This window comes from Lactobacillus delbrueckii subsp. bulgaricus (assembly GCF_046938665.1).
Taxonomy (GTDB): Bacteria; Bacillota; Bacilli; order Lactobacillales; family Lactobacillaceae; genus Lactobacillus; species Lactobacillus delbrueckii_C.
Window position 1 is genome coordinate 1 of sequence record NZ_JBKZCD010000021.1, and the last position, 26481, is coordinate 26481.

The window sequence follows — 26481 nt, forward strand, 5'->3', positions numbered from 1 at the left end:
CCTGGTGGACAGCGCCTTTTTAGTCGGTCGTCTTAACGTCGTTGATTACGACATCGTAGCTGACGTTGGCTGAGTCAACGTTGATCTTGACCGTTTCACCCTTCTTGTGACCAAGCAGGGCCTTGCCGATCGGAGATTCGTTGGAAACCTTGCCGTGGAATGGGTCAGACTGGCTGCTCCCCACGATTTCATAAGTTTCCGGTTCATCTTCGCCGACTTCAGTAACCGTAACAGTCTTGCCGATACTTACTTCGTCGGGGTCAACGGCATCAGTGTCGACAACGACAGCGTACTTCAATTGTTCGCTGACGGCATCGATTCTTTCTTCCAGCCGCATTTGCTCATCTTTGGCTGCGTCGTATTCTGAGTTTTCGGACAAGTCCCCGTAAGAACGGGCAATCTTCAAACGTTCAACGATTTGCGGCCGCTTGACAAACTTCAGGGTCTGCAGTTCTTCTTCCAGCTGCTTCTTGCCTTCGGCAGTCATTTCATAGGTTTTTTCAGGCATTTTGATTCTCCTTTATTTAACGCATTATGCATTGTTAAATATTAGAGTTTAATTCCGGGAAAGTCAACCATTAACGAATGTTTGCTTCTAATTTTTCTTCCAAAGCGGCTTGAACATCGTCAGTTGCCTTAGTGACAACCGCGTCAGTCAAGGTTTCTGCTTCATTCAAGAAGGTCAAGCGGTAAGCTAGGCTCTTCTTGCCGGCAGCCAGGTGGGCCCCTTGGTAGACGTCGATAACTTCAACGCTGATCAGATACTTGCCGGCATTTTCCTTGATACAACTTTCAACTTGGGCATTAGTGACATCTTCGTCAACCAAAATTGACAGGTCCCGTTGCACGGCTGGGTACTTCGGAGCCGGCTTGGACTTGACACCTTTGGCCATGAGCGGCAGCAGGGCATCCAGGTTCAGTTCGTAAACGTAGATTTCCTTGCCGGCGAAGTTCTTGTCAGTCATGGTCAAAACTGGGGCGATTTGGCCGATCAGACCGATGTATTCATCATTTACGTAAATACCAGCCGTTCTGGTCGGGTGCATCCCCTTGATTGCTTCGGCCCGGTATTCCACGTCCTTGACCCCGATCATTTCAAATACGTCTTCCAGCTGCCCCTTGACGTAGTAGAAGTCAACGACTTCGTCCTTGTGCTGCCAGTTGCTTTCACCAGCTAAGCCGACGTAAGCGGCTGCCAGGTGTTCATGTTCGTGGTAGTCGCCGCCTTCCATGTCGTAGACCCGGCCGTTTTCAAAGAGCTGCAGCTCAGTCTGCTTGCGGGCAAAGTTGTAGGCAACCGTGTCGAGCAGGCCGCAGATCAAGTTTTGCCGCATGGTGGTTCTGGCTGAGTTCAACGGCCAGTTGACCTTGACTGGGGCCAGGGCCTTTTTGACAAAAGTCGTGGCCAGTTCTTCAGAAGTCAAAGAGTAGTTGATCGTTTCGCTGAGCCCTTGCCCTTCCAGCAATTGGCGCAGGTGGCGGACCTTGACTTCATCAGCCGCGTAGCCGCCAGTCAGTTCACCGGTCGCCGGGTGGGTGGACTTGATGTTGTCATAGCCGTAGATCCGGCCGACTTCTTCAAAGATGTCAGAGTCAATGAAGATGTCCCAGCGGCGGTTTGGCACAGTCACCGTGTATTCGTCGCCCTTTACTTCAACCGGGAAGTTCAGCTTGCCCAGGATCTTGACGATTTCGTCCATGGACAGGTCAGTGCCCAGGATCTTGTTGGTCCGGGAGGCAGTAGTGGTGATAACAACCGGCTCCTTATCCTGGTCGCTAGCCTTGATTTCACCAGCTAAGACAGTGGCGCCGGCATTTGCCCGCAAGATCAAAGCACAGGCATCCAGAGCCTTTTGGGTGTTGTCCCAGTTGATTCCCTTTTCAAACAAAGCTGAAGCGTCAGTCCGGTTGTCATGCCGCAGAGCTGCCTTTCTGGTCAGGGCTGGGTCAAAGACAGCGGCTTCCAGGATCACGTCAGTGGTCTCTTCAGTAACTTCGCTGTTTAAGCCGCCCATTACGCCGGCTAAGCCGACTGCCTGCTGGCCATCAGTGATGACGATGTCTTGCGGGTCCAGGTTGATTTCTTTTTCATTCAAGAGCTGCAGCTTTTCGCCTTCCTTGGCCAGGCGGACTTCGATCTTCTTGGTCTTGTCAAAAAGCTTGGCGTCGTAAGCATGCATTGGCTGGCCAGTCAAGAGCATGACATAGTTGGTCGCATCGACCACGTTGTTGATCGGACGGATGCCGGCATTCCACAAACGGGCCTGCAGCCAAAGGGGACTTTCAGCGATCTTAACCCCGGTCAGCTTTCGCAAGTAGTACTTCGGAGCAATTTTTTCATCGGCAGCGGCAGTAAAGTCACCAGTCCAGTCTGCTCCGTCTTCTTTAAGGACAATGTCTTCGATCTTTGGCTTCTGGTCAATCAAGGCACCAACTTCGTAAGCCGCCCCTTCCATTGAGGAAGTGTCGGCCCGGTTTGGGGTAATGTCGAAGTCCAAAACGTAGTCGTCCATGCCTAAAGCTTCAAAAACAGAGTCACCAGGCTTGAGGTCCGGATCATGGAAGACCCAGATGCCGTCAGCGTACTTCGGCGGAACAACTGAGTCGCTGAAGCCGAGTTCTTGCAGGCCGCAGATCATCCCATTGGATTCAATCCCGCGCAGCTTGCCCTTCTTGATCTTGATCCCGCCTGGCAAATGGGCCCCGGGCAGGGCCACGATGACGTCCTGGCCAGCAGCCACGTTAGGTGCCCCGCAGACGATCTGGCGGGCTTCATCTTCACCAACGTCGACCGTAGTCTTGTTGAGGTGGGTCCCTTCGATCTTTTCGCAGGTCAAAATATGGCCCACGACCAGCTTGCTCAAGCCGTCTTCCGGGTGAACCGTTGAGGCGATTTCAACCCCGGACCGGGTCAGTTTTTCAGCCAAGGCGTAAGGGTCTACGCCGTCCATGTTCAAGAAATCTTTCAACCAATTGTAAGAAACTAACATTAATCTTCCTCCTGACGGAATTGTTGCAAGAAGCGCACGTCGTCACTGTAAAAGTCGCGGATGTCGTCAATACCATACTTCAAGATGGCGAAGCGGTCCAGGCCCAGGCCAAAGGCAAAGCCGGAGTAGACGCTTGGGTCAATGCCGGCAGCCGACAAAACATTCGGGTGAACGATCCCGGCACCCAGGACTTCGATCCAGCCGGTGTTCTTGCAGATCGCGCAGCCCTTGCCACCGCATTCAAAGCAGGAAACGTCCATTTCAACTGATGGTTCAGTAAATGGGAAGTAGCTTGGCCGCAGGCGGGTTTCCCGGTCTTGGCCGAATTCGTGCTTGGCCACCAGTTCCAAGGTCCCCTTAAGGTCACTCAAGGAGATGTTCTTACCGACAACCAGCCCTTCCATCTGCATGAACTGGTGGGAGTGGGTGGCGTCGTCATCGTCTCTTCTGTAAACCTTGCCTGGGGAGATCATCTTGAGGTCCCCCTTGTCAAAGTCATGCTTTTCCATGGTCCGGGCTTGAACTGGTGAAGTCTGGCTCCGCAGCAGGTGGTCAGCGTCAACGTAGAAAGTAGCCTGCATGTCCCGGGCCGGGTGGTCCTTAGGCAGGTTCAGCATTTCGAAGTTGTAGTGTTCGCTTTCGATTTCCGGGCCTTGGACAACTTGATAGCCCATGCCGATGAAGAAGCGTTCCAGGTCGTCTTGAATGATTCTGATCGGGTGCTTGGAGCCGACATGCTTTCTGCGCCCTGGCAGGGTCACGTCGATCTTTTCAGCTTCCAGGCGGGCCTCAATGGCCTTTTCGATCAGGCTATCCTTGGCAGAAGCCAGGTTTTCATTAAAGAGGTCGCGGAGTTCGTTGACCTTCTGGCCGACTTCCCGCCGCTTTTCCGGAGCAACGTCCTTCATCTGGTGCAGAATTTGCGTCAGTTCCCCCTTCTTGCCGACCAGCTTGACCCGGACGTCATTCAGGCTCTTTTCGCTTTCTGCTTCCTTGATTTCAGCAAGCCCCTGCTCCCGCAGGTCCTTCAATCGATCAAATAAATCCATTTACTTATTCCTTTCAACAAAAAAAGCTCCGCCCCCCAAAAGGGACGAAGCTTCGCGGTACCACCCTAGTTTAGGCCCAAAAAGGCCTACGCTCTATACCGATAACGGTGGCAGCCGGAATTGATTAGATCCTACTCGCAAGATGAAATTCGCAAGCTGCTCTTTGGTTTCCTTTCAGTTGCCAAGAAACCTCCCTGTCAAAGACCGGACTTGCTACTAGTCTTGTTCTTAGTAATTAATTAAAATCATAGGCTAAAACTTGCTTAAATGCAAGTCGTTTTTTACGCCCACTTGTCAGCCCAGATATGAACCTGGTTGAAGACTGGCTTTAATTCGGCGCCTTTTGGCGTCAAAGTGTAAAGGACGATTTTCTTTTCCTCATCCTTGGACCGCTTGACGATCCCGTCAGCTTCCAGCTCCCGCAGGCGTTCGACCAGAACCCGGTCAGAGCAGGCACCGACCGCGTGGGCCAGATCCCGGAAGCGCATGGCCTTGGTGTCGCACAAGGAGCTGATGATCAGACCGTTCCACTTCTTGCCGATGATCTCAAAGGCCTTGACGAAGCGGGCGCACATTTCGTAGTTTTCAGCGTTTTTACAGCATGGCGCGTCCTGTTCAGCTAATTCTGTCATAGAGAAATCCTCCTCAAATTAGTTTCCATGTTAATTATTTAAGCACACTTTACTTACGAAAAACAAGCAAAAAGCCTTTTCCTAGCTGAAGTGGTAGATCATAATCCCGGCAGCAACAGCGGCGTTCAAAGACTCAGCCCGGCCCTTGATCGGGATGTAGAGCTTCTCATCAGCCAGAGCCGCGATTTCCGGGCTTACCCCGTGCGCCTCATTACCGATGATCAAGGCGACCTGGGCTACTGGGGCAAAGTCGCCCAATTGTTTAGCAGCAGGGTCCAAGAGGCTGGCATAAACCGGAATGTCCGCGGCCTTCAAGCTGGCAATGGCTTCTGGCAGGTCAGCCTTGATCAAGTTCAAGTGGAACTGGCTCCCCTGCATGGACCGCTGCACCTTTGGGTTGTAGAGGTCAACCGTCTTGTTTGACAGGATCACCCCGTCAAAGCCGGCCGCGTCGGCGGTCCGGATGATGGTGCCGACATTGCCCGGGTCAGCCAGGTCATCTAAGAGGACCCACTTGCCGTAGCTAAAGGCAAAGTGCTCTGGCTGGTTGATCTTGACGGTCATGAAGATATCCTGGGAATTTTTGGTGCTGCTGAGGTGACTGGCCACGCTTTGGCTGATCTTGATCAGCTTGCCTTCATCATAAGCCAGGCCCAGCTGCTCCAAGCGGCTGAGCGCTTCTTCAGTCGCCAGGATGTCCCGGTACTTAACTCTTGCTTTTAAGGCTTCTTCAACCAGGTGGAAGCCTTCGATCAAGTAATAGCCGTTTTCTTCGCGGTATTTCTTCTGCTTCAGCTTGCCGATGGCCTTAATTTGCGGATTGTTGACAGATGTTCTTTCTTGCATGATAAAATACTCCTTAGAAATACTATTTTAATGATTTTTTGCAAAAAATAAAGAAGGTAGTCAAAATGCAAACATGGGAACTATTAGCACATGGGATCGTCCAGGGGGTGGGCTTCCGCTGGAGCGTACAGATGCTGGCCCAGAAGATGAAGCTGCCAGGCAGCGTGAGAAACAACCCCGACGGGACGGTCACCATTGTCATTCAAGGGACGCCAACTGACCTGGTCAAGTTTAAAGCTGAGTTGCCAAACGCGGCGCCATATGCCCAAATTTCACGTTTGGACACAAAAGTTCTGCCTGAAATGGAACAAATGCATTCTTTTCATGTATTATATTAGACAGATCATAAAAATTTGGAGAGAAACTACTCAATGAAAAAAATCAAAAAACGTTTATTACCTGTCAGCCTGCTGGCACTCTTGCCGCTTTTTCTTACGGCCTGTGCCAGCCAGACCAGTAAAAACGGCAGCTTAAAGGCCCCGACCAGTGGTCCTTACTACTGGATCTATGAATGGATCGGCCTGCCTTTGCAGCACATTACCGTCAACATCGCCCACGCTATCGGCGGAGCCAGCGGGGCCGGCTGGGCCATCGTCATCATCACTTTGGTCGTCAGAGTGATCTTGATGCCGCTCATGCTGAGCCAGCAGCACAAGGCTACCCTGCAGCAGGAAAAAATGCACCGCCTGCAGCCGCAAATGCAGCTTTTGCAAAAGGCCATGAAGACACCAGGGATGACTCCTGACCAGCAGATGGCCTTGACCGGTCTGCAAAGAGAGATCTATTCCAAGAACAATGTCTCCATGACTGGCGGGATGGGCTGCCTGCCCCTCTTGATCCAAATGCCAATCATGATCGGGATCTACCAGGCCGTGGCTTACTCAAACGCCCTGGCCAAGTCCACCTTCTTCGGCATTTCCCTGTCCAGCAAGTCCATGGTCCTGGCCATCATCGCCACTGTTTTTGCCTTGATTCAAAGCTACGTGGCCATGATCGGCATCCCTGAAGAGCAAAAGAAGACCATGCAGGCCACCATGCTGATGAACCCAATCATGACCTTCTTCTTCTCCATGTCCTTTTCCGGCGCCCTGGCCCTTTACTGGGCAGTCGGCAACCTGGTCATGGTCATCCAGCAGCTGATCACCACCTTCATCGTACAGCCGCGGGCCAAGAAGCGGGTTTCCAAGGAACTGGAAGACAGCCCGATCGTGGAAGTCGTTACCCAAGCCAAGCTTGACCAGATCTTAAAGCCAGCCCCTGAACAAAAGCCTGCCAGCCAGCCGAAGTCCGGTGACCTGCGCAAGCGCAACCAGGGCAAGCAGAAGCGGAAGTAAGCTTCCAAAGAAAAAACACAAAAATAAACAAGACAAACAAGACAAAACAAAAAAGTAAAAGCCGCTGAAAAGCGGCTTTTACTTTGCTCTAAATTCTGTTAAATTGTCGGATCTTGCTTAGGACTCTCAGTTCCGGCTTGCTTCTGCTCTTCCCGGCTTTCCAATTCTTTGACTTCTTCATCAGTCAAGACCGGGAAGGTGATTCTGAACTGGCTCCCCTGGCCTAAGACAGATTCAACGTCAATGGTCCCGTGGTATGATTCCACCAGCTTCTGGGCAATTGACAGGCCCAGGCCGTTGCCGCCCTTTTCCCGGGTTCTGGCCTTGTCGACCCGGTAGAAGCGGTTGAAGATCTTCTTCTTGTCCTCGTCAGAAATCCCTTCCCCGTAGTCTTGGACCACGATCTGCATTTCCTGGCCGGACTGGCCGGCAGCCACGGCAATTTCCTTGCGGTCGGTTGAGTACTTGATCCCGTTGTCAATCAAGATGATCAAAATCTGTTCCAGGTGGCCCTGGTAGATCTGAATCTTGGTATCCGGGTCCAGGTCCTCAACTTCCAAGGAGATCTTGAAGTCCGGGTGAACCATGCCCATGTCCCCGACTACCCGGGTCAAGACTTCCATCGGTTCAGCGATGGCGTTCGGGTAGTGGACGCTGATCTGCTCAGCCCGGGTCAAATCCAGCATTTCCTGGATCAAGTGCTTCATCCGCTCAGCCTCTGAAATCGAGGCGTCAATGGATTCTTCCAGGACCTGCGGGTCATCCTTGCCCCAGCGCTTAAGCATGCTCAGATGGCCCTCAATGACCGCTACAGGCGTCCTCAATTCGTGGGAGACGTCAGAGACGAACTGCTTTTGCTGCTCGATGTACTTTTGCATCCGGTCCAGCATCATGTTGAAGGACAGGGCCAACTCTTCCAGTTCGTCGTTTCTGTGCAGCTCGGGAATTCTGGCCGTACTGTTCGGGTCGGCGTTGACTTCCCTGGCCACCTTAGACATCTTGTTGATCGGTCTGACGACGCTGCGGACAACCAGATAGGAGATTACAATCGCCAGGCTGACCCCCAGAATTGAAAGCCAGAGCATGGCCCTAAGAGTCCGGGAAATCAAGCGGTTGTAGCCGGTCATCTGGTTCTTGACGACAATATAGCCGGTCAATTTGTGAGTTGTCCGGTTTCTGACCTTCCGGTAGACATAAAGGGAACTTTGCCCATTCTTGTTTTCCTTGACCACGCTCTTGCTTTCACTAGTGAACTTGACCAATTTAGGAGCGCTGTCGCCGTTATGGAAGACGATCTCATTGCGGAGGTTGTAGATCGCCACGGTCACGTCAGGATTGGTCACGGTGCTTAAGACCGTGTCGCCAAAAACGCTGCTGTTGTCATTGTTGTTTTCTGACAGAGCCGGCCCGCCCTTCAAGATTCGTCTGGTATTCGGCGACAATTGCTGGACCACGTTGGTGATCTCCAGCTCATCGTCGATGCCAACCAGGCGCTTGCGAAGGACGTTGACAACTTCGTTAGACGTGTCTTTTTGCTGGCTCAAGGCTTCCTGCTTGACCGTATTATAGACGACAGCTGAGAAAACAAGAAAGGAGACCATGATCGTCAACGCGACGATGCTGACCCATCTCACGATCAGTGAAACGTGTCTGGTCCCCTTCTTGCCGCTGGCGGCGTTTTGCTTAGGCATTGTCTTCCTCGTCTCTGACCATGTAGCCGGTTCCGCGCACCGTCTTGATGTAAGATGGCTGGCCAGGGATGTCGATCTTGTTGCGGAGGTAACGGACGTAAACTTCGACAACGTTGGTTTCGATGTTTGATTCCGGTCCCCAGATCTTGTTCAAGAGCTGGTCCCGGCCAACGACATTGTTCTTGTTTTCGATCAAGGTCATGAGCAGGTTGTATTCCCGCTTGGTCAAGTCAACGGTCTTGCCGTCGCCCCGGTGGACGATCCGGTTGGCGGTTTCGATGGTCAAGTCCTTGAACTTGACTACCTTTTGCCGCGGCAGCTTGTCCTTTGAGGCATCCTTTTCGATCTTGACCCGGCGCAAGACAGCGCGCAGGCGGGCCAGGAGTTCTTCAATGGCAAATGGCTTGACGATGTAGTCGTCAGCCCCGTGGTCCAGGCCTGATACCCGGTCAATCACGGAGTCCCGGGCCGTCATCATGATAATTGGCGTGGTCTTGCTCTGCCGTACCCGGCGGGCAATTTCCAAACCGTTCAAGTCTGGCAGCATCAAGTCCAGCAAGATCGCGTCGAAGTCTTCGCTCAAAGCGCGGTCCAAAGCCTTGCGGCCGTTGTTTTCCACTACGGTCTCATAGCCTTCGTGCTGGAGTTCGAGTTCGACGAAACGAGCCAGGTTCTTTTCGTCTTCAACAATTAAAATTTTCGGCATGTTTTTATCCCCTCATATCCTATCGATTTAATTTGGGTCTGCTGAATCCAAGTATAATCTTAAAGTATATTTTAATAATTCTAGGATAGCCCAAAATTAGCTTTTTAACAAGCCCCATAGAAAAAACAAGCCTCCTGCCAGATTAATTTTCTCTGGAAAAAGACTTGTTTCACTGAAGATTGTTTTTATTTTTCTTCGTCTTCGGCTTTATCTTTGTCTTCTTCAGCCTGCATCTTGTCCAAAAGGCCCTGCAGCTGGGCGAAGGCCGGATTAACCTGGTCCTTCTTCTGGCCGGCAAAGTCTTGTTCAGACATGACTTCCCAGCCCTGCCCTTCTGGGTACAGGTCTTCTTCAGCTTCTTCCTTGGTCAAAACCGTGCTTGGAATATTCAAGAGCATGTTGTCTTCCACGGCCGTCTGCACGTCAATGCGGTCATCGTCCAGCGGAATGATCATCAAGCCCAGTTCCTTTTCTTCCTGGGTCGGTTCATGGTCGGAATAATTTTCCACGAAGCTGAATTTCTGCTTTAAAGGCACTGCTTCCAGGCTGCGGGAGGATGGAACCAGGAGGTCGGCTTCCACTTGGAAATTGCCAGTCACGAAGGGTTCGTCATAAAAGAGCTGCCCTTCCACGTGGGCGCTTTTCACTTCGTAGACCAGGTCCTTGGCCCGCTGGTAAAAGCCGTCAGCAAAAGTCAAATTAGCTGAGATCTGGGTCAAAGGCTCCCGGCTGTTCTTGATTTGGAAAAATGAAAGTTCTAGCATTAATTTACCTCGAGTGGCCGCCGGCCAAAGTTCTGGTCCGCGCCAACAATCTGTTCAAATAAGCGGTCAACCCTGACCTGCAGGCCTAGGGTCCCTTCTTGGGCATTCTTGCGGTCCACCTTGGAAACGATGTCAACCGCGAATTCTTTCCGCTGCTGCTTTAAATATTTCCGCCCCCGCTTGCTGTAAGCCAGAAGCATGGTGGAAACATGGTCATAGCTGTTTAAGACATCGGCTTCAGTCACGTTCAAAAGAGTATAAAGACTCAGTCTTCTTAACCTTGAATAGGTGTAGCGCTTGGACTTGACCCGGCGGAGGAAGTCAGCGAAGTTTTCAGCCAGGTGGATTTCCGCCTTGAACTTGTATTCCAGGCCCTCACTCATCTGGTAGATCTGCTGCAGTTCCTTGATTGAAGCTGATTCCAGCCGGTATTTCAGAAATGGAAAGAACAGTTCCCAGTTGGGCAGGACCTTTTCCTGGTCAAAAGCGGCAATTTCCCCTTTTGGCAGCCACTGCTCCAGTTCTGCCCGCTCGGCCCCGTTTAAAAGGAGGTTGCGGATAGCGCTGGCGCTTTGGACAGCTGCTTCTCTTTGCAGGATGTCATCATGGCCGGCCCCAACCCGGTTGACCGGGCTGAGCTTTAAAGGTGAGCCCAGATTGGCATTAGCCACGGCATAAGCCAGGCCCAAAATCGCGTTGGGCTCACTGACTTCATGGCCGACTTCCCGGGCCACCATCTGGTTGTACTGGGTGGAATAAGTCTGGCTGTAGTCAGCAAATTCCTGCCTTTGCCGGGGGATCTTGGAGATCCGCTCGCCGAAATATTCAAAGTTCAAGTTGGCGTCTTCAACCCCAAAGACCAGGTTCCTGGCCCCCAAGCGGGTCAAAAGGTCAACCCCGCCGGTAGCGAACATGTCGGCAGCTTGGACAGCATAGGAAAAGGGCAGCTCAAAGACCAGGTCAGCCCCAGCCTCAATAGCGCTGCGGGCCCTGGACCACTTGTCCAGGATGGCCATTTCCCCTCTTTGCACGTAATTGCCGGACATGACCGCGATAATGGGGTCATCACCGGCGATTAAGCGGGCCTGGTTCATCAGGAATTCATGGCCGCTGTGGAAAGGGTTATATTCAGCTACAATCCCGACAACGCTCATTGCCTAGTCTTCCTCGATTTCCACGCGCTTGCCGTCAGCCCAGAGCTTTTCCAGGTTGTAGAAGGCCCGGGCATCTTCTGAGAAGATGTTGACAACGACATCGCCCAGGTCAACCAGGAGCCATTCTGAGTCATGGTTTCCTTCAACCCGGTAGTCATAGAAATTAGCTTCGTGGCAGGCTTCGATGATGCTGTTGGCAATGGCGTGCAGCTGCCGGCTGGAAGTGGCGCTGGTGGCCACGAAGTAGTCAGCCAGGATGCTGATGCCACGCATGTCGTAGGCTTCGGTGTCCTCCCCGTGCCGTTCGCTGATTGCATTTAAAACTAAGTCAAGTAATTCTTCGCTCTTCAAATTTTTCTCCTGTGTTTAGTTACTTTTAAATTTATCTATATTTACTCAGCTGCCCAGACATTGTAAGCAGCCAAAGTCCGCGGGTAGATCTTGCTTCTTTTTTCAGCCAAAAAGGCCAGAGTGTGAGCCAGTTCATAGCCAACCCCGGAAGCTAAATCCGCGTAGCTGGTCTTTCTGGCCTCTTCAACGCCGGCAAAGGTCCGGCCAGGCTCGATATAGTCAGCCACGAAGACGATCTGGTCCAGGGTGGTCATTTCCACGTCCCCGGTGGTGTGCCGGTAGACAGCGGTCAAAATTTCCGGATCAGTAATACCCAGGTCCCGCTTGATGAACCAACTGCCCACGATCCCGTGCCAGATCGCCCGGTTCCAGTTCAAAAGGTCTGGGTCAAAGCATTCTTCCTTGATGACCTTGATGTATTCTTCAACTGGAATCTGCTTGGCATAGTCGTGGACAAAACCGGCTAAAGCTGCCTTGTCTTCATCATAGCCGTTCAACTTGGCCAGAGTCCGGGCCGTTTCACTGACGCGGACGCAGTGGGCAAAGCGCTGTTCATCCATCATGCTCTTTTCCTTGGCCACCAATTCACTGCTGGACAAGGGAGAATATGTTTCCTTAAAAACTGGATCAGTCACGGTAAAGCCCCTTTTCTTCAATATATTCGCGGACCTTGTCCGGTACCAGGTAGCGGATTGAGGTCCCAGTTGAAACAGCCCGGCGGATGGCGGTTGAGCTGAGACGGATATCCGGAGCGTCAACCCAGATCATGGAATACTGGGGATCTTGCGGGTAGCCCGGCCGGCGGATGCCGACCAAGGTAGCCAATTTGGCCAGTTCATCAGCGTTCTTCCACTTGTGGAAGCTGTTGACCTGGTCGCTGCCCATGATCAAGTAGTAGGTGTTTTCCGGCGCCTTCTTGGTTAAGTAGCGCATGGTATCAATCGTGTAAGAAACGCCGCCTCTGAAGAGTTCCAGCAGCTTGACCCTGAAACGGGGGTTGTCCCGGGTAGCCAAATCCAGCATGGTGGCCCGGTCGCGGGCAGACACGTTTAAGGGAGCGTCCTTATGCGGGGGAATATTGTCCGGGATGAACCAGACTTCATCCAGGTGCAGCTTGGTCATGGCCTGCTCAGCGGCGACCAAATGGGCCATGTGCACCGGGTTGAAGGTGCCGCCCATGATGCCGATCTGCTTGCCTTTCCGCTGGCTCTCAGCCGTCTGCACTTTTACTTGCGTTTCTTTACTGAAATCTACCAATGAATCCATGTTACAACCTCTAAATCAAAGCTCTTCTGGTTCCCAAGCCGATTCCGCCCGGCGTGTAGGCCTTGATCACGCAGCCTTCCGGCACGGTGATGAAGCCTACCCCGGCAAACAATACATCGCTGCGGTACTTGATGGAGTACTCCTGCCCTTTAAGCGGCGGCAGGTCGCTGTTTGGCCCTGGCGGAGAAAGGAGTTCTCCCACGTGCTTTTGGTAAAATTCGTCTGCCTTTTCCGTCTTGGTCCGGTGGATGTACATGCCCCGGGCAGCGTAGATGGTAAAGCTGGTTGACGGCCCCTTTAGGTAGTCGATTCTCCCCAGGCCGGCCAAGAAGATGGTATTACCTGGCAAAAGCTGGTAAGTGGCCGGCTTAAGCGGCTTCTTTGGGGAAGCCAGGTCCAAATCTTTCGGGTCCAGCCGGCTGGCCAGCTGCTTATCAGTCAAGATCCCTGGGGTGTCGACCAAGAAGTGGCCGTTGTCCAGGGGGATCTCGATCTGGTCCAAAGTGGTCCCCGGGAAGCGGGAAGTAGTGATCAGGTCCTGGACGTCCCCCATTTCATCGATGATGGCGTTAATCAAAGTCGACTTGCCGACATTGGTCGTACCGACGAAGTAGACGTCCTGGTCCTGGCTGTGCTTATTCAAGTAGTCGATCAAAGTATCCAGGTTCTTCTTCTTAGCCGCGGAGATCAGGAAGATGTCCTTTGGGTACAGGCCCATCCGGTTGGCTTCTTGCCGCATCCAGTCCTTGATCTTGCTTTCCTTGGAGTTCTTCGGGAAGAGGTCCAGCTTGTTGCCGACCAGGATAAAGTCATTATTGCCGACAAAACGCTTCAAAGAAGAAATCAGCGAGTTGGAGAAGTCAAACAGGTCCACCACGTTGACGATCAAGGCCTTCTTTTCCGCCATGGTGTTCAGAAGTGCTAAAAAGTCATCATTGTCCAAGGAGACCGGCATGATCTCGTTGTAGTGGCGCAAGCGGAAGCAGCGCTGGCAGTAGACTTCTTCTCTTTCACCATTTTCCACCTTGGCCAGGGCACTGGCCGGCAGGTAGCCTGGCAACTGCTTGTCCTGGCTCTGCAGAGCCGCGCCGCAGCCGATGCAGCGAATTTCTTCACTCATGTCTGAGTTTTCCTCCTTAAATTTCATCTTCCTTAATTATATCTGAAAGCCGGCATTTAACAAAGAAAAAGCGCACCTAGCCAAGCTAGATGCGTTTCTTCCAAAGAATTAAGCCAAAGCCTTCTTAGCAGTTTCTGCTAAAGCGGCAAAAGTCTTTTCGTCGTTGTAGGCGATGTCAGCCAACATCTTACGGTTCATGTCAACACCAGCCAGCTTCAAGCCGTGCATCATCTTTGAGTATGACAAGCCGTTTTGACGAGCAGCTGCGTTGATCCGGGCGATCCACAGTCTTCTGAATTCGCTCTTGCGCTTCTTACGGTCGCGGAATGCGTACTTGTATGAAACGAACAATTGAGTGCTTGCAGCCTTAAATTGAACGTGCTTTGAACCACGGTAACCCTTGGCAAGCTTCAAAACCTTCTTACGACGTGCGCGTGTAACGGTACCACCTTTAACTCTTGGCATCTGAAAATCCTCCTAATATCGTTAGTGTATTAAAAAATAGTAAATTAACGCATTTGGGAAAGCATTTGCTTGATGCGCTTCAAGTCGCTGCGTGAAACCATAGCGGCTTTTCTCAAATGACGACGTTGCTTCTTGGTCTTACCGTGGAAACGGTGGCCAGTGAAGGCGTGGTGGCGCTTCAAACCGCCGTTACCAGTTCTCTTAAAACGCTTAGCTGAAGCGCGGTGGGTTTTCATCTTTGGCATGGTAAAATTCCTCCAATTAACTATTTTTTGTTCTTGTCTTTATCACTCTTAGGACTGAGCATTAAAAACATTTGACGGCCTTCCATCTTTGGCCGGCTGGTTACAACAGCAATATCCGAAGTTTCTTCGGCCATCTTTTCCAGCACTTGTTGTCCTAATTCCTTGTGCGTGATTGCCCGGCCTCTGAAACGAATCGAAACACGAACCTTGGCGCCTTCTTTTTCTAAGAACTTGCGTGCATGCTTCAACTTGGTTTCGAAGTCATTGCCTTCAATCGTCGGACTCAAACGGATTTCCTTAACGCTGACCTGCTTGGAATTCTTGCGTGATTCCTTCAGCTTCTTCTGCTGTTCGAACCGGTACTTACCATAATCAAGAATCTTTGCTACAGGCGGCTTGGCGTTTGGTGAAATCAAAGCCAGATCGAGGCCAGCATCGCTCGCTTGGCGCAGAGCTTCATTTCTTGACACGACCCCAACTTGTTCACCTTCAGCGTTGATCAGCCGAACTTCACGAGCGCGGATGCTTTCGTTAAGGATCATGTTGTTTTGTTTCTGTGGTATAACTGTTCACCTCCATGTTAATTTCGAGGACAAGAAAAAAGCGGGCATATTGCACCCGCCTTTAAAATCAACAGAAAATATCGATTTGCCCAGAGGTTAAACAACTTAGGCGAGAAGCGGGGGCTTCTTCTTGTTCTCAACTTCTACTATTGTACTAGGTCTAAGATTGCCCGTCAAGGGCTAATTTCACTTTCAGCCCGATTGCTTAAAGTTTAATTTTGCCAATTGCAACAGGAACGTATTCCTTGTATGCTTGGAGCATTTCTTTAACGACTTTCTCTGCCAAAGGCAGGCTCAATCTTTCATTCAGCTTCTCTTGGAAGTCGGCAAAGCTAATCACTTCATCCTTGAGAGAAATCTCCGCAAACAGTTTGTCGATCTCATGCGCATCCTCAGCGCTGATATCGTAATAGAGCAAAAATGCTGCTCGATTTTTAGGCATACCAAGCTTGTCGATGCAGTCTGCTAAGACCGATTTGATCAAATACAGTTGATAGTCCAATTCATTTCCTTCTGACATTTTATACCACGAACTTCCATGAAAGTGAAGTACCTCGCCACTTCACTTTCTCCTACTGCAAGTTTTGATTCAGGCAGTGAACCATCACTCACAACATTAATTCCATTTGTTGGAATTTGGAACACCTGGGTATCATTATTAGATTGTTGGTTCAAACTAGTATCTTCAGCCGCTTGAGCAACACTAACAGTAGTATCCGTAAAAACAGTTCCAAAAGCCCAAAAATTATACCCTCCGAAATATAAGGTACATAAAACACACTAACAATTTTTATCTACTTTCAGCCAGTAATCTGCTTGTACTTAGCGGCGCTGATGTATTCGATGTAGGAAACGTACTGGCCCTTATGTTTGATGGTAAGGTAGCCCTTAGCTGGGTCATAGCCACCTACGCTGGCCAGCTGGTAGTTTTCTTTTTGTCCCCTTTCATTATAGATGGTCACGTTCGTGTAGTTTTGAGTGCCGGTGGCAACTTTAGCATAGCTGGTTTCAGCCTTGATAAAAGGGTTAACCCGGTCGGTCACTGAGTTATGAACCAGCATGAAGAAGGCTGCGACACCGGCAGCAAGGGCAACGATAGCAGTTAAAATTTTAGTCAGTTTGTTCATATCTATATCTCCATTTAATTCTTGTGAATCTGAATTTCTTGCTTGGCAAGTTCGATAATGTAATCACACTGCTCCCAGACAGCTGGTGAGTGCGTGGCGATCAATAAAGTAGCGTCTGATCCAAAGTCATTTAAAAGTGAATCCAGAACCAGCTGGCCGTTTCCCGCGTCCAATGACCCGGTTGGCTCATCGGCAAAGATGATCTGCGGCTTTTTGAGCAGGATCCGGGCCAAAGCCACCCGCTGCTGCTCCCCACCGCTTAAACTGTAGGCAGTCTGAGCCAGGTCAGCTTTAACGTCCAAGTGGTCAAGTACTTGCCGCATCAGCTTTTGCTTTTCCTTCCGGCTGCCCTTGGCATCAGCTAAGCCGATGGCCAGGTTGCTCTCAATGCTTTCGTTGTCAATCAAGGCAAAATTTTGAAAAACATAGCCGAATTTTTCCCGGCGCAGCCGTTTGATGTTCTGCTTATTGACCTCAAAGTCATCGATTAAAACGCGGCCGCTAGTAGCTTTTTCCAAGCCGCTCAGCATATTCAGTAAGGTACTCTTCCCCGCCCCGCTGCGGCCAACAATGGCATAGCTCTTGCCGCTTTCCAGCTGAAAGCTGCTTTCTTTTAAGATGACTTTTTCATCAAAAGATTTGCTTAGTTTTTCTGCTTTTATCATAATCTATCCTCAGTTTCCGCGGTTTAAGCCCCGCAGCATATTGCTTTCCGCCTGCTTAGCGCTCAGAGCGATAGCGGCAACTTCCAAGGCCGCTAAGAGCAAACCAAGCCAGAAGATACCGGTCTGCCCCTGCCGGACAAGCACAAAGGTCAGTAAGGTCAAATCAGTCACGGCATTAGCCAGGGCAAACTGACTGACCAGCTTGCGGTTGCTTAAGCCAAAGACCTGGTAGACAGTCAGCCGCCGCTTTTTGCTCTCAAAGAAGCTGGCACTGACATAGCTGACCATGAAGAACATCTGCGTCAAAGACAAGGCAGCGATAACGCCAATAATCGACAGTTCTGTCAAAAGCTGGGCATAAAGGCTGGCAGCTGTACTCTTGACATTGGTGATGCCGTTGACGTAGCTGGTCAAACCAGTCTCTTTGATCCCCTTCTGCAGCTTGGCCAGGCTTGGAAAGACCACTTGTCCTTGAGTCAAACTGGCCGTAAAGAAGTCGTCAGACAATAGTTTAGCGTCAATGGCCAGGATAATCGGATCGGTTGAAACCGAATTGGCAATATCCTGACCAGCCGTATAATTAAAGACCTGCTGGCTTTGGATGTAGACTAACTTATATTTGATTTGCTTAGTTTTCCCATAGACATTGGGTAAGGTCTGCTGGAACTTGATCCAGGATTTTACCTTCTTTTCAAAGGCAGCTTTTTGGTAAGCCCGGTCTTTCGGGAGCAGGATGTAAACGGTATTTGTGGCATTTGCCGTTACCTTTTTCCCCTGCTCATCTCTGACTGAACTAGCTTTTAAGAAGGCAAGGTTGACAACCAAGACATTGCCGTTTTGGATGTCGGTGCTGGAGGAAGCTGGCTGGAACTGCTGGGCATTTTTGGCAAGGATGGCCTGCTTGTCGCTGGCCACCAGGCGGTGCACCTTCCGGTCAACTTCCTTCACCCGCTTTTCGTTGCCCTGGTCAACTTGGCCAAGGTTGGCAATGTAGCTGGCTGGCTTCTTTTGCCAGATCTGCATGATTTGTTTATCCTGCTGGTAAGCAGAGTATTTTTGCCCTAAGCTGGCTAAGTTTACACCGAGCAGGAGCACGATGGCGATTTTTAAAACATAGCCTAAGTATAAGAAGCCCTTGCCGGCAAACTGACCCTTGATGGCCGCGTAAGGCTTGATCAAGGCCAGGCTGACATAGGAGATGAAGTCAAAGATCCAGTAAGTTACAGATAATGCCAAGAGAAGCAGGCAGATCGCCTTAATGTAAAAGAGGCTGCCCTGACCGTTTAATGATCTAGTGGCCAGGAGGCTAAAGACGATTAAGGGCAGGAGAATCGTCAATATAAAAGGAAGAATTTCTTTTGCGAAGTCGCGGCGGAAGATTTTCCCAGAGCTTAGACCATTGACCTGTAAGATCGCGTACTCTTTGTAGCGGAAGGACTTGTCCAGAATCATGATGATCAAGAGCATCCCCAGCAAGCTGGAGAAGACCAGGAGTCCGTCTTGATAAACCGTATTGTTCAAGAGTTCATCTTTAAAGGAAGATTTGTAAACCGTTACCTGTAAACCTGCCTCGCTTAAGTCAGAGGCTAAAGAGGCAAATTGGGCAGTTGTGGCATTGGTGTAGTAGTTGCCTAAAACGTCCTCAAGCATCAATTCGCTCTTGCTTAGACGTTTGACCTGGCTGTTCTTCCGCCAGGAATATTGTGTCTTGCTGCTGGAATTAAAATTGTAGACCAGCTTGGTATTTTTACCGTCCTGGTCGAGCAAGCGCAGCTTGACCAGGTCGATTCCAGCTGATTTGGCATCTTTAGCCAAGAGCTGGTAGATCTCTTTCTTCGACTTTTTCTTGTCCCACGACGTAATCGACACGACTTGGTGCAGATTTGGGATGCTCTGCAAGTCATAGTCCTGCACCAGGCTGAGCAAGAGCCAGGAGAGAACGACGACAATTGCCGCGAACAAGGTGTTTTTAATTTTCGAAATCATATCCATCCTTAAAAATATAACTCACAGCAATCACTACTGTGAGTTATTTTCGCAACAATTATTTTACATCGTAGTAGCTTTGGTTACCGGCTGCTGCTTTTGCTGCTGATGCACGTGCTTGAGTTTTTGCCTTGATCCAGCCACTAGTCACATAATACTTCCCCTCAACTGATGCCTTGTGGGTCTTTGAACTATGAGAGTAATATGACCAAACATACTTTGAACCAACACCATAATTCCAAGTACCACCTTGTGCATTAATTACATATGATGAAGCCAGAACTGGAACAGCTGAAAACGCAATGGCTGTAGTGGCAAAAACTGCCACTGCAAAGCTTTTAATCTTATTCATAATAATCTCCTTTTTTTGTAATTTTTGATTTATCTAAGTTTACCATCCCCATATTTTCTGGTCAATAATTATATTATACTTTTTAAGCAATATTTTCTGCAAAAATATACTTGTATATTAGAATGAATACTCCTTATACTTAAGAAATATTTTGATGAAGCATGTTATTAATCTACTCCATCATGCTGACGTATATAAGAACAGCCGCCAATATAACTCCAGCTGCAAATGTGATCCAATTGATAATCTTTTTGACTCTATCAGACACAGAATCACTCCGCAAAAGCTCATAACTGCCTAAGCCTGCCAGTGATATTGGAATAATGTTCCAGTAGTTGCTATTGTGGTGGGTCAAACGATCAACAACATAACTCAAAATGAACAGAATCAACGTATTTGCAAGAACTTTCACAACAATCTGCTTCATATTTCCTTCTTCCTCCCCTTTTCTCATCTCTTTAATTCGCTTTCTTTTGAAATTATCATATATAGCCATACTAATCAAGGAAACTCTCCATTCGCTTTTATCAATCATTCATCTGAAATATGTCCTTGTATACGCAAAAAATCTCGCTTCAGAGTTGAGACAGGATTTTTTATCACTTCAATTTCCTCAATTAACAATATCGTAAACTTGTATATCGTAAACTTGTAAAGTATAATATTGTAAACTGTATTATTGCTAACGAGGTGTTTCAATGTTTATCGGTAGAAATCAAGAGCTTACAGCTTTGAATAAGCTCTATCAAGAAGACAGCTTTCAATTTGCAGTCATCTATGGCCGCCGTCGTATCGGGAAAACCAGCTTGATCAACCAATTTCTTAAAGGCAAGCGGGCCATCTATTTTACTGGTCTTGAAGAAAATGCCTTGGAAAACCTGGCCCGTTTTTCTGACGCGATTCACGCCTACGAAGATCCTAGCTATCTGGACGGACCTAATTTTGCCTCCTTTGAGCAGGCCTTCAAATATCTCGTTCATCTCTCTGAGAAAAATGACCGCTTGATCTTGGTCATCGATGAATTCCCTTACCTGGCGAAAGCCTATCCGCCAATCAGTTCAATGCTGCAATCCTACATCGATCACTATTTTAAACAGAACAAACTCTTTCTTATCCTCTGCGGCAGCTCCATGTCCTTCATGGAAAAGCAGGTCCTTGGCTACAAGAGCCCGCTTTATGGCCGCAGAACTGCCCAGTTTAAGCTGAAGCCCTTCAGCCTGCATGATGCCGAAGAATTTTTCCCGCAATTAAATAAGGAAGAAGTTTTTGAACTCAATGCCATCACTGGCGGAATTCCCCTCTACCTGTCCTTGATGTCTCCAAAAAAATCCCTTAGGGAGAACATCAAGGACAACTTTCTGACAACCAGCGCCATGCTCTATGCCGAACCGATGAGTCTGCTCAATCAAGAACTACGCGAGCCGGCAAGCTACAGCTCCATCATCAGTGCCATCGCGGCCGGGGCCAGCCGGCAGTCAGAGATTTCAACTAAAACTGGTATTGCCAGCGGGGCCCTTAGCCCTTACCTGGACAATTTGATCGACCTGGGCATTGTCGAAAAACGGGTGCCGGTTACGGAACTTGATAAGGCCAGAAGCCGAAAGACCATCTATGCCATCAAAGATGGCATGTTCCGCTTCTGGTATACCTTCGTCGGCAAACGGGTCAGCTTTATCGAACGGGGGATTACCGAGCCAATTTTAGACTACATCATTAAGCAGCTCCCCCACTTCATGGGACCAGAATTTGAAAAACTCTCCCAAGAATACCTCTGGTCCAAGCTGTTTGATCCAGACCTGGTGCCAGAGCCTTTTGTCAACTTAGGCAACTGGTGGGGGCCGGATCCCAAGGAAAAGAAGCAAGTCGAAATGGACATTGTCGGTTTCGATGACCAAAAGCTGAACGGCTACTTTGGCGAATGCAAGTGGAAGAACGAACCGATCTCCGAGGATATTCTCAAAACTCTCATCTACCGGAGCAGCCTTTTTCCTGCTGCTAAGAAAAATTACTATCTTTTCTCCAAGACCGGCTTTACTGACAAATGCCGCCAGCTAGCCCAGCAAGTCGACTGCCACTTAATTACCTTCGACATGATGTAAATCCAAATAGAGAAGTACATACGCAAAAACATCCCGCCTCAGAATTGAGACAGGATGTTTTTTATGTCAGAAAGGGTGCAATTTTATAAGGAAGGAATTAGTCTTCGCGGGAGAAGTTTGCTACGTCCTTGCTCAACTTGTCCATGAATTCAGCCAGGCTTTCGGAGTTTTGTTCTTCAGTCCCGTAAGGACGAACGTTAACCGTGCCGGCCTTCATTTCATCATCGCCTAGTACCAGAGTGTAAGGTACCTTTTGGGTTTGAGATTCACGGATCTTGTAGCCCAACTTTTCATTTCTGAAGTCGATTTCAGCTCTGAAGCCCTTAGCCCGCAATTCGTCGCGAACCTTCTTAGCGTAGTCTGAGTGAGCGTCCAGGTTAACTGGAATAATTTCAGCTTGAACAGGTGCCAGCCAAGTTGGGAAAGCACCCTTGTAGATTTCAGTCAAGTAAGCGATGAAGCGTTCCATCGTACCAACGATCCCGCGGTGGATCATAACTGGACGGTGTTCTTCGCCGTCAGCGCCGATGTATGACAATTCAAAGCGTTCTGGCAGCATGAAGTCCAGTTGGATGGTTGACATGGTTTCGTCATTGCCCAAGGCAGTCTTAGTTTGAATGTCCAGCTTTGGACCGTAGAAGGCAGCTTCACCTTCAGCTTCAACGTAGTCCAGACCCATATCGTCCATGGCTGCCTTCAGCATGCTTTGGCTTCTTTCCCACATTTCATCGTTGGCAAAGTACTTGTCAGTGTTCTTTGGGTCACGATATGAAAGACGGAAGTAGTAGTCGTTGATGTCGAAGTCGTGGTAAACGTCCATGATGATTTGCAAAGTTCTGGCAAATTCTTCTTGAACTTGGTCCAGAGCTACAAAAGTGTGGCCGTCGTTCAAAGTCATTTCCCGGACACGTTGCAGACCGGACAAGGCACCAGACTTTTCATACCGGTGCATCATCCCCAATTCAGCAATCCGGATTGGCAGTTCCCGGTATGAGCGGATGTGGTGCTTGTAGATTTGGATGTGGGATGGGCAGTTCATTGGCCGCAATTCCAGCATTTCACCTTCACCCATGTCCATTGGCGGGAACATGTCTTCCCGATAGTGAGCCCAGTGGCCGGAAGTCTTGTAGGCATCCAGGTTCATCAAAACTGGAGTGTAAACGTGCTCATAGCCGGCTGCGACTTCCTTGTCCACGATGTAGCGTTCAATAATCCGGCGGATAGTAGCCCCCTTTGGCATCCAGTAAGGAAGACCAGCCCCAACCTTAGGGTCAACGAAGAAGAGGTCCAGGTCCCGGCCGATAGTCCGGTGGTCTCTTTCCTTGATTTCTGCCCGCCGCTTAAGGTCAGCTTCCAGGTCAGCTTCCTTAAAGAAGGCAGTCCCGAAGATTCTTTGCAACATTGGGTTTGAGCTCTTGCCCTTCCAGTAAGCACCAGCTACTGACAAAAGCTTGAACTTCTTAATTTTGCCAGTGTTTGGCAAAAGGGCGCTAAAGCCAAAGTCGATGAAATCGCCCAGCTTGTAGGCGTCAACTAAGTCGCCTTCCATGGCCAAAAGTTCGCTCTTGTATGGGTCGTCCTTGAAGGCTTCAGCTAATTCGCTCTTGGCTACTTGTACGTGTTCAATAGCTTCGCCATTCTTGATTGCCTTTTGCAGGGCCTTTTCCAAGTCTGGCAGTTCAGTAACCTTGATTTGGTCTTCCTTGTCAGTTTCGATAAAGAAGCCGTCTGCTGAAACTTCCGCTTGGCCCAGCTTGATTTCCGGATACTTGTCCTTGACCAAGGCTTCCAAAACGAAGGCAACAGTTGCCCGCAAGACGCTCAGGCCTTCAGCGTCCTTGTTAGTCAAAATGGCAACTTCGTGGTCAGCGTCCAGCTGGAAGTCAAGGGGCTTGATTTCCCCGTCAACCTTGCCGGCAACGGCGTTCTTAGCCAGGGAAGTTGAGATGCTGGAAGCAAGGTCAGCAACGGAAACAGCTGCGTCAAATTCTTTCTTTGAGCCATCTGGCAGAGTCAAAGCAAAACTCATTGGTTTAAATCCTCCAAAAACAAAAAAGTCCCGAGCACAAATACACGTGCTCGGGACGATTAATCATCGTGGTTCCACCCAAAATTCAGGCCTAAAAGGCCTCTCTTATTGGACTGATAACGGCGTCCAACCTTGTCATTTATCTTTTGGGATCATAGAAGGTGGGGTTCCTCCCAAATGGGGGCTTTCAGAACTGGGCCCCTCTCTCTGAAGCGGGAGGAATCATGTCTTCTATTTACTTTTCGATTATACCCCCTTGCCCAAATAAGACAAGGCTTTTTTGCCACTTTTTTCAAAAAAATCTAAGGCAGGCGGCGGTTATTCCCGTAAACGACCACTTCTTTAGCCAAATAGCGGACCCTTTGCATCAGCCGGGCCGCCTTGACCGGGTCATCAGCGTTCTTGGTCGCGCTGAAGTGGCTCTCCAGGGTCTTCATGTCAAAGTTGGAGCTGAAGAAGGTCGGCAGGTCATTGTCCATCCGGGCCTGGAGAATCACGCCTAAAACGTCGTCTCTTGACCAAGGACTGAGGGTCTCGGCCCCGATGTCGTCCAAAATCAAGACATCACAAGCCGCCAGGCGCTGGATTTCCGCCTGCAGGCTGTTGTCGCCGAAGTGGCTGGACAAACCAGCGATAAAGGTCGGCATGTGCAAAAAGATCACCCTGCCGCCCATTTCCGCTACCCGGTTGGCCAGGCCCGCTAAAATGTAGGTCTTCCCGACTCCGAAGTCCCCGCTTAAATAGAGGCCCCTGGCATGGGGATTGCTCTGGTAAGCCTGCAAAAAGGCCCCCACTTCAAACAGGGCCTGCTTGCGGTCATCGGCCATATCCAAGTCTTCCAGCTTGACCCGGCGCAATTTCTCCGGCAGGTCAATCAACTCAATCCGCCGCTTGGCTGCTGCTTCTTTGTCCCGGCGCTGCTTGTCCTGGCTGGCCTGGTAACGGATCCCGATTAAAGGACCCTCCATGAAAAGCTGGGGCAAATAGCCGCTGATCACCTTGTCATGACCATCTTTTTGCCGGCAGTATTCATAGAGGCTGGCAAAGCTGGCGTCCACGCTCTCCTTGGTCAGCTGGTCCTGGTGGGCCGTCAGAAAGGCCCGGACGTCGGGGTCAGTAAAGACCTGCTTTTTTATCTTTTCAAATGATTCCGCCGAAAAATCCTGCCCGTTCTTGGCTGCCGCGGCCTTAGCCGCGTCACTCAACATGTCGCCAATTGCTCTCATCTAATCACCCTTACTTGTCTTTCTTGTCCGGCCCCTGCAGCATCTTCCGCAGGTCCTCATCAGAAATGTTGACCGGCTGGACAAACTGCTTCTTGTTCCAGTCAGTCCCCTGTTCAAGCCGCCGGCCGCTTGAATATGCCGGGTAGTTCTTCTTTTGCCCTGCCGGGGCCTGCTTCTTCCCGTCGCGCAGGTGCTTGATGGCCGCTTCCGGAGTCGTGATGCCCTTTTGCAGCCAGTCGTTGGCGATCCGGTAGGCTAAATCCTGGGTCAAAACCGGCTGGTAGTTGAGGCAGGTGTAGACCAGAACATTGATCAAGCCATGGTTTAAGCGAATCTGCCCGTCCAGGTTATTGACGATCTGCCGCTCTCTGGCCGTGGTAAAGCCACCCTTCTCCTGCTTCATGTCATCCAAAAAATTAATCGGCGATTTAGAAGTAACTAGGTCTAAAAGCTGCTGGTCTTGCTGGTCCACGTTTGGCCGGTCTTGCTTTTCTTCCTGCCGCTCAATCACCTGCTTGCGGCGGTGGTCAGCCTTATAGTTATAGTTGAGGCTCTTTCTAATTGCCGCGGCGTCCAGCTGGTAGCTGCCATGCAGGGTTGGCAGGGTTTCGTTGATAAACTCTTCCTCACTTAAGCCGTAAAGCTCCATGATGGACCGGATTTCGTCTTTTTGCCGGTCGATCTCGCTTTCCGGGATCTGGTAAGTCGCGAAGCGGTCTTTCAAATACTGCCAGTCGATCTGCTTTAAGTTGACCTGGGCTTCTTCCGCCTTCTGGCTGGCATTTTCTTCAGCCGCCTTTTGGACGTCTTCCGAAGGATTGATAGCCTCATTTTCCGGCAGGCGGAAGACTTCAAAGAAAGAAGCTGAGACTTCTTCTAAATTATCCAGCTGCCGCTCCTTGACCTGGGCCTGCTTGGCAAATTCCCGGGACAGCTGGCTGAAGCGGACCCCGCCAACTTTTTCTTTTAAGAGGCTGGCCAGAAGCGAAGTGTTGAAAAACTCACTGGCCTCTGGCACCGCATGCAGCTTAAAAGCCAGGATATCCCCCAAGCGGAGATTGTGGCTGATATAGGTCTTTAAGAGCCCCACAGCTTCCAGCTTATGCAGGGCCTGCCAGAGCTGGCGGAGGCTGCAGTCCAGGTCTTCTTGCAAGCTGTACAGGGCACTTGAAGCCGACAAAGACCGGTAAGGATCAAAATCCTGGACCAGGGTCTGGTAAAGAGCAACCCCTAAAGCCCCGATCAAAGGCTGATAGAGCTTGATTAAGACCTGCCCTTGCCCAGACTGGTCGGTCAGCTCATTTAAAACGACGTACCTGAGGCGGGGATTGGAATTTTCGTACATGGACTACTTGGCCTTGCTGTGCCGGTCCATCATGTCCTCCATGGTCTTCATGAAGCTGGACATGTCAGTGAACTGGCGGTAGATGGAGGCAAAGCGGATATAGGCCACGTCGTCGATGTCGGCTAATTGGTCCATAACCAGTTCCCCGATTTCCTTGGAGTAGATTTCGCTGACTCCCTTAGCCCGGATCCGGTTTTCAACATTGTCGACCAGCTTGTTGAGCTGTTCACTGGTAACCGGCCGCTTCTGGCAGGCAGCCGCCACCCCGTTCAGGATCTTTTCCCGGCTGAAGGCCTCTCTGGTGCCGTCGTTCTTGATCACCAAAAGGGGTGACTGTTCCACCCGTTCAAAAGTCGTAAAGCGGTAGCCGCAGTTTTCGCATTCCCGCCGCCGGCGGATGGTCCGCCCTTCGTCAGTGGGCCGGGAGTCAATGACCCGGGAGGCGTTTTGATGGCAATTTGGACAAAGCATAGAGA

At 50.2% G+C, this 26481-nt stretch carries 29 protein-coding genes and 2 other annotated features; of the genes, 3 read left to right on the plus strand and 26 right to left on the minus strand.

The features are described 5' to 3' along the window. Positions 1–19: 19 nt before the first annotated feature. From greA to ACLUXO_RS07925, 5 genes are all read right to left on the minus strand, one after another. Entirely contained in the window at positions 20–508 is a 489-nt protein-coding gene (gene greA / locus ACLUXO_RS07905; protein ID WP_270447647.1) for a transcription elongation factor GreA, read from the minus strand. 70 nt (positions 509–578) lie between these two features. After that, complete coding sequence (gene pheT / locus ACLUXO_RS07910) at positions 579–2990, minus strand: phenylalanine--tRNA ligase subunit beta (protein ID WP_412137087.1); 2412 nt, start codon at positions 2988–2990, stop codon at positions 579–581. Further along, positions 2990–4039 (minus strand): phenylalanine--tRNA ligase subunit alpha, encoded by a 1050-nt coding sequence (pheS, locus tag ACLUXO_RS07915; protein ID WP_270447645.1) that lies wholly within the window; start codon positions 4037–4039, stop codon positions 2990–2992. The genes pheT and pheS overlap by 1 nt, the downstream gene beginning before the upstream one ends. A 37-nt stretch (positions 4040–4076) precedes the next feature. Beyond that, positions 4077–4278 (minus strand) — a binding site (T-box leader). Positions 4279–4320: 42 nt separating this feature from the next. Then, positions 4321–4671: a winged helix-turn-helix transcriptional regulator gene (locus ACLUXO_RS07920; RefSeq protein ID WP_270447644.1), complete on the minus strand. Its 351-nt coding sequence runs from the start codon at positions 4669–4671 to the stop codon at positions 4321–4323. A gap of 81 nt (positions 4672–4752) precedes the next feature. Continuing rightward, positions 4753–5517: a TrmH family RNA methyltransferase gene (locus ACLUXO_RS07925; protein ID WP_412137088.1), complete on the minus strand. Its 765-nt coding sequence runs from the start codon at positions 5515–5517 to the stop codon at positions 4753–4755. A gap of 65 nt (positions 5518–5582) precedes the next feature. Between ACLUXO_RS07925 and ACLUXO_RS07930 the strand changes: the two genes are divergently transcribed. After that, complete coding sequence (locus ACLUXO_RS07930; protein ID WP_412137089.1) at positions 5583–5855, plus strand: acylphosphatase; 273 nt, start codon at positions 5583–5585, stop codon at positions 5853–5855. Positions 5856–5888: 33 nt separating this feature from the next. Continuing rightward, positions 5889–6851 (plus strand): membrane protein insertase YidC, encoded by a 963-nt coding sequence (gene yidC, locus ACLUXO_RS07935; protein WP_412137090.1) that lies wholly within the window; start codon positions 5889–5891, stop codon positions 6849–6851. Positions 6852–6949: 98 nt separating this feature from the next. On the opposite strand, the gene ACLUXO_RS07940 is transcribed toward yidC, so the two are convergent. The 17 genes from ACLUXO_RS07940 to ACLUXO_RS08020 all read right to left on the minus strand — a co-directional run bounded on the left by ACLUXO_RS07940 (position 6950) and on the right by ACLUXO_RS08020 (position 19841). Continuing rightward, positions 6950–8542 (minus strand): HAMP domain-containing sensor histidine kinase, encoded by a 1593-nt coding sequence (locus ACLUXO_RS07940; RefSeq protein WP_412137091.1) that lies wholly within the window; start codon positions 8540–8542, stop codon positions 6950–6952. Further along, complete coding sequence (locus tag ACLUXO_RS07945; protein ID WP_002879246.1) at positions 8535–9248, minus strand: response regulator transcription factor; 714 nt, start codon at positions 9246–9248, stop codon at positions 8535–8537. Before ACLUXO_RS07945 ends, ACLUXO_RS07940 begins: the two co-directional genes overlap by 8 nt. Before the next feature lie 185 nt (positions 9249–9433). After that, on the minus strand, positions 9434–10012 hold the full coding sequence (locus ACLUXO_RS07950) for a DUF177 domain-containing protein (protein WP_412137092.1): 579 nt from the start codon (positions 10010–10012) through the stop codon (positions 9434–9436). Continuing rightward, positions 10012–11166, minus strand: coding sequence for a nucleotidyltransferase (locus tag ACLUXO_RS07955; RefSeq protein WP_412137093.1), 1155 nt, complete (start codon positions 11164–11166; stop codon positions 10012–10014). The genes ACLUXO_RS07950 and ACLUXO_RS07955 overlap by 1 nt, the downstream gene beginning before the upstream one ends. Before the next feature lie 3 nt (positions 11167–11169). Then, positions 11170–11517, minus strand: a complete 348-nt coding sequence (rsfS, locus tag ACLUXO_RS07960) for a ribosome silencing factor (protein WP_002879243.1) — start codon at positions 11515–11517, stop codon at positions 11170–11172. 41 nt (positions 11518–11558) lie between these two features. Beyond that, a complete protein-coding gene (gene yqeK / locus ACLUXO_RS07965; protein ID WP_412137094.1) occupies positions 11559–12152 on the minus strand; it encodes a bis(5'-nucleosyl)-tetraphosphatase (symmetrical) YqeK in 594 nt (197 codons plus the stop codon). Next, on the minus strand, positions 12145–12783 hold the full coding sequence (locus ACLUXO_RS07970; RefSeq protein ID WP_296225406.1) for a nicotinate-nucleotide adenylyltransferase: 639 nt from the start codon (positions 12781–12783) through the stop codon (positions 12145–12147). Before ACLUXO_RS07970 ends, yqeK begins: the two co-directional genes overlap by 8 nt. Positions 12784–12793: 10 nt before the next feature. Next, positions 12794–13903: a ribosome biogenesis GTPase YqeH gene (gene yqeH / locus ACLUXO_RS07975; RefSeq protein WP_270447634.1), complete on the minus strand. Its 1110-nt coding sequence runs from the start codon at positions 13901–13903 to the stop codon at positions 12794–12796. Positions 13904–14011: 108 nt separating this feature from the next. After that, entirely contained in the window at positions 14012–14368 is a 357-nt protein-coding gene (rplT, locus tag ACLUXO_RS07980) for a 50S ribosomal protein L20 (RefSeq protein ID WP_002879237.1), read from the minus strand. A 44-nt stretch (positions 14369–14412) separates the two neighbouring features. Next, complete coding sequence (gene rpmI / locus ACLUXO_RS07985) at positions 14413–14613, minus strand: 50S ribosomal protein L35 (RefSeq protein WP_002879235.1); 201 nt, start codon at positions 14611–14613, stop codon at positions 14413–14415. Between the two features lie 20 nt (positions 14614–14633). Beyond that, positions 14634–15155 (minus strand): translation initiation factor IF-3, encoded by a 522-nt coding sequence (gene infC, locus ACLUXO_RS07990; protein WP_270447633.1) that lies wholly within the window; start codon positions 15153–15155, stop codon positions 14634–14636. Between the two features lie 47 nt (positions 15156–15202). After that, positions 15203–15314: a sequence feature (ribosomal protein L20 leader region), on the minus strand. Between the two features lie 67 nt (positions 15315–15381). Further along, positions 15382–15678, minus strand: coding sequence for a hypothetical protein (locus tag ACLUXO_RS07995; RefSeq protein ID WP_206988474.1), 297 nt, complete (start codon positions 15676–15678; stop codon positions 15382–15384). Positions 15679–15976: 298 nt separating this feature from the next. Further along, entirely contained in the window at positions 15977–16303 is a 327-nt protein-coding gene (locus ACLUXO_RS08000) for a YxeA family protein (protein WP_412137095.1), read from the minus strand. Positions 16304–16317: 14 nt separating this feature from the next. Beyond that, the gene (locus ACLUXO_RS08005; protein ID WP_412137096.1) at positions 16318–16968 is read right to left on the minus strand and encodes an ATP-binding cassette domain-containing protein; all 651 of its coding nucleotides are present in this window, start codon (positions 16966–16968) and stop codon (positions 16318–16320) included. A gap of 9 nt (positions 16969–16977) precedes the next feature. Then, a complete protein-coding gene (locus ACLUXO_RS08010) occupies positions 16978–18954 on the minus strand; it encodes a hypothetical protein (RefSeq protein WP_412137097.1) in 1977 nt (658 codons plus the stop codon). Positions 18955–19012: 58 nt separating this feature from the next. Then, positions 19013–19306, minus strand: coding sequence for a lactococcin 972 family bacteriocin (locus ACLUXO_RS08015; protein WP_412137098.1), 294 nt, complete (start codon positions 19304–19306; stop codon positions 19013–19015). Positions 19307–19478: 172 nt separating this feature from the next. Continuing rightward, positions 19479–19841 carry a hypothetical protein gene (locus ACLUXO_RS08020; RefSeq protein ID WP_412137099.1) on the minus strand — a complete coding sequence of 121 codons (363 nt, stop codon included), beginning with the start codon at positions 19839–19841 and terminating at the stop codon, positions 19479–19481. 163 nt (positions 19842–20004) lie between these two features. Here ACLUXO_RS08020 and ACLUXO_RS08025 point away from each other — a divergent pair, with 163 nt between their 5' ends. Further along, the gene (locus tag ACLUXO_RS08025; protein ID WP_412137100.1) at positions 20005–21405 is read left to right on the plus strand and encodes an ATP-binding protein; all 1401 of its coding nucleotides are present in this window, start codon (positions 20005–20007) and stop codon (positions 21403–21405) included. 97 nt (positions 21406–21502) lie between these two features. Here ACLUXO_RS08025 and thrS read toward each other — a convergent pair whose 3' ends face one another. From thrS to nrdR, 4 genes are all read right to left on the minus strand, one after another. Beyond that, positions 21503–23434 (minus strand): threonine--tRNA ligase, encoded by a 1932-nt coding sequence (gene thrS, locus ACLUXO_RS08030; protein ID WP_412137101.1) that lies wholly within the window; start codon positions 23432–23434, stop codon positions 21503–21505. A gap of 302 nt (positions 23435–23736) precedes the next feature. Continuing rightward, entirely contained in the window at positions 23737–24660 is a 924-nt protein-coding gene (dnaI, locus tag ACLUXO_RS08035; RefSeq protein WP_412137102.1) for a primosomal protein DnaI, read from the minus strand. Between the two features lie 10 nt (positions 24661–24670). Beyond that, on the minus strand, positions 24671–26005 hold the full coding sequence (locus tag ACLUXO_RS08040) for a DnaD domain protein (protein ID WP_412137103.1): 1335 nt from the start codon (positions 26003–26005) through the stop codon (positions 24671–24673). Between the two features lie 3 nt (positions 26006–26008). After that, a complete protein-coding gene (nrdR, locus tag ACLUXO_RS08045) occupies positions 26009–26476 on the minus strand; it encodes a transcriptional regulator NrdR (RefSeq protein ID WP_002879222.1) in 468 nt (155 codons plus the stop codon). Positions 26477–26481: the final 5 nt, after the last annotated feature.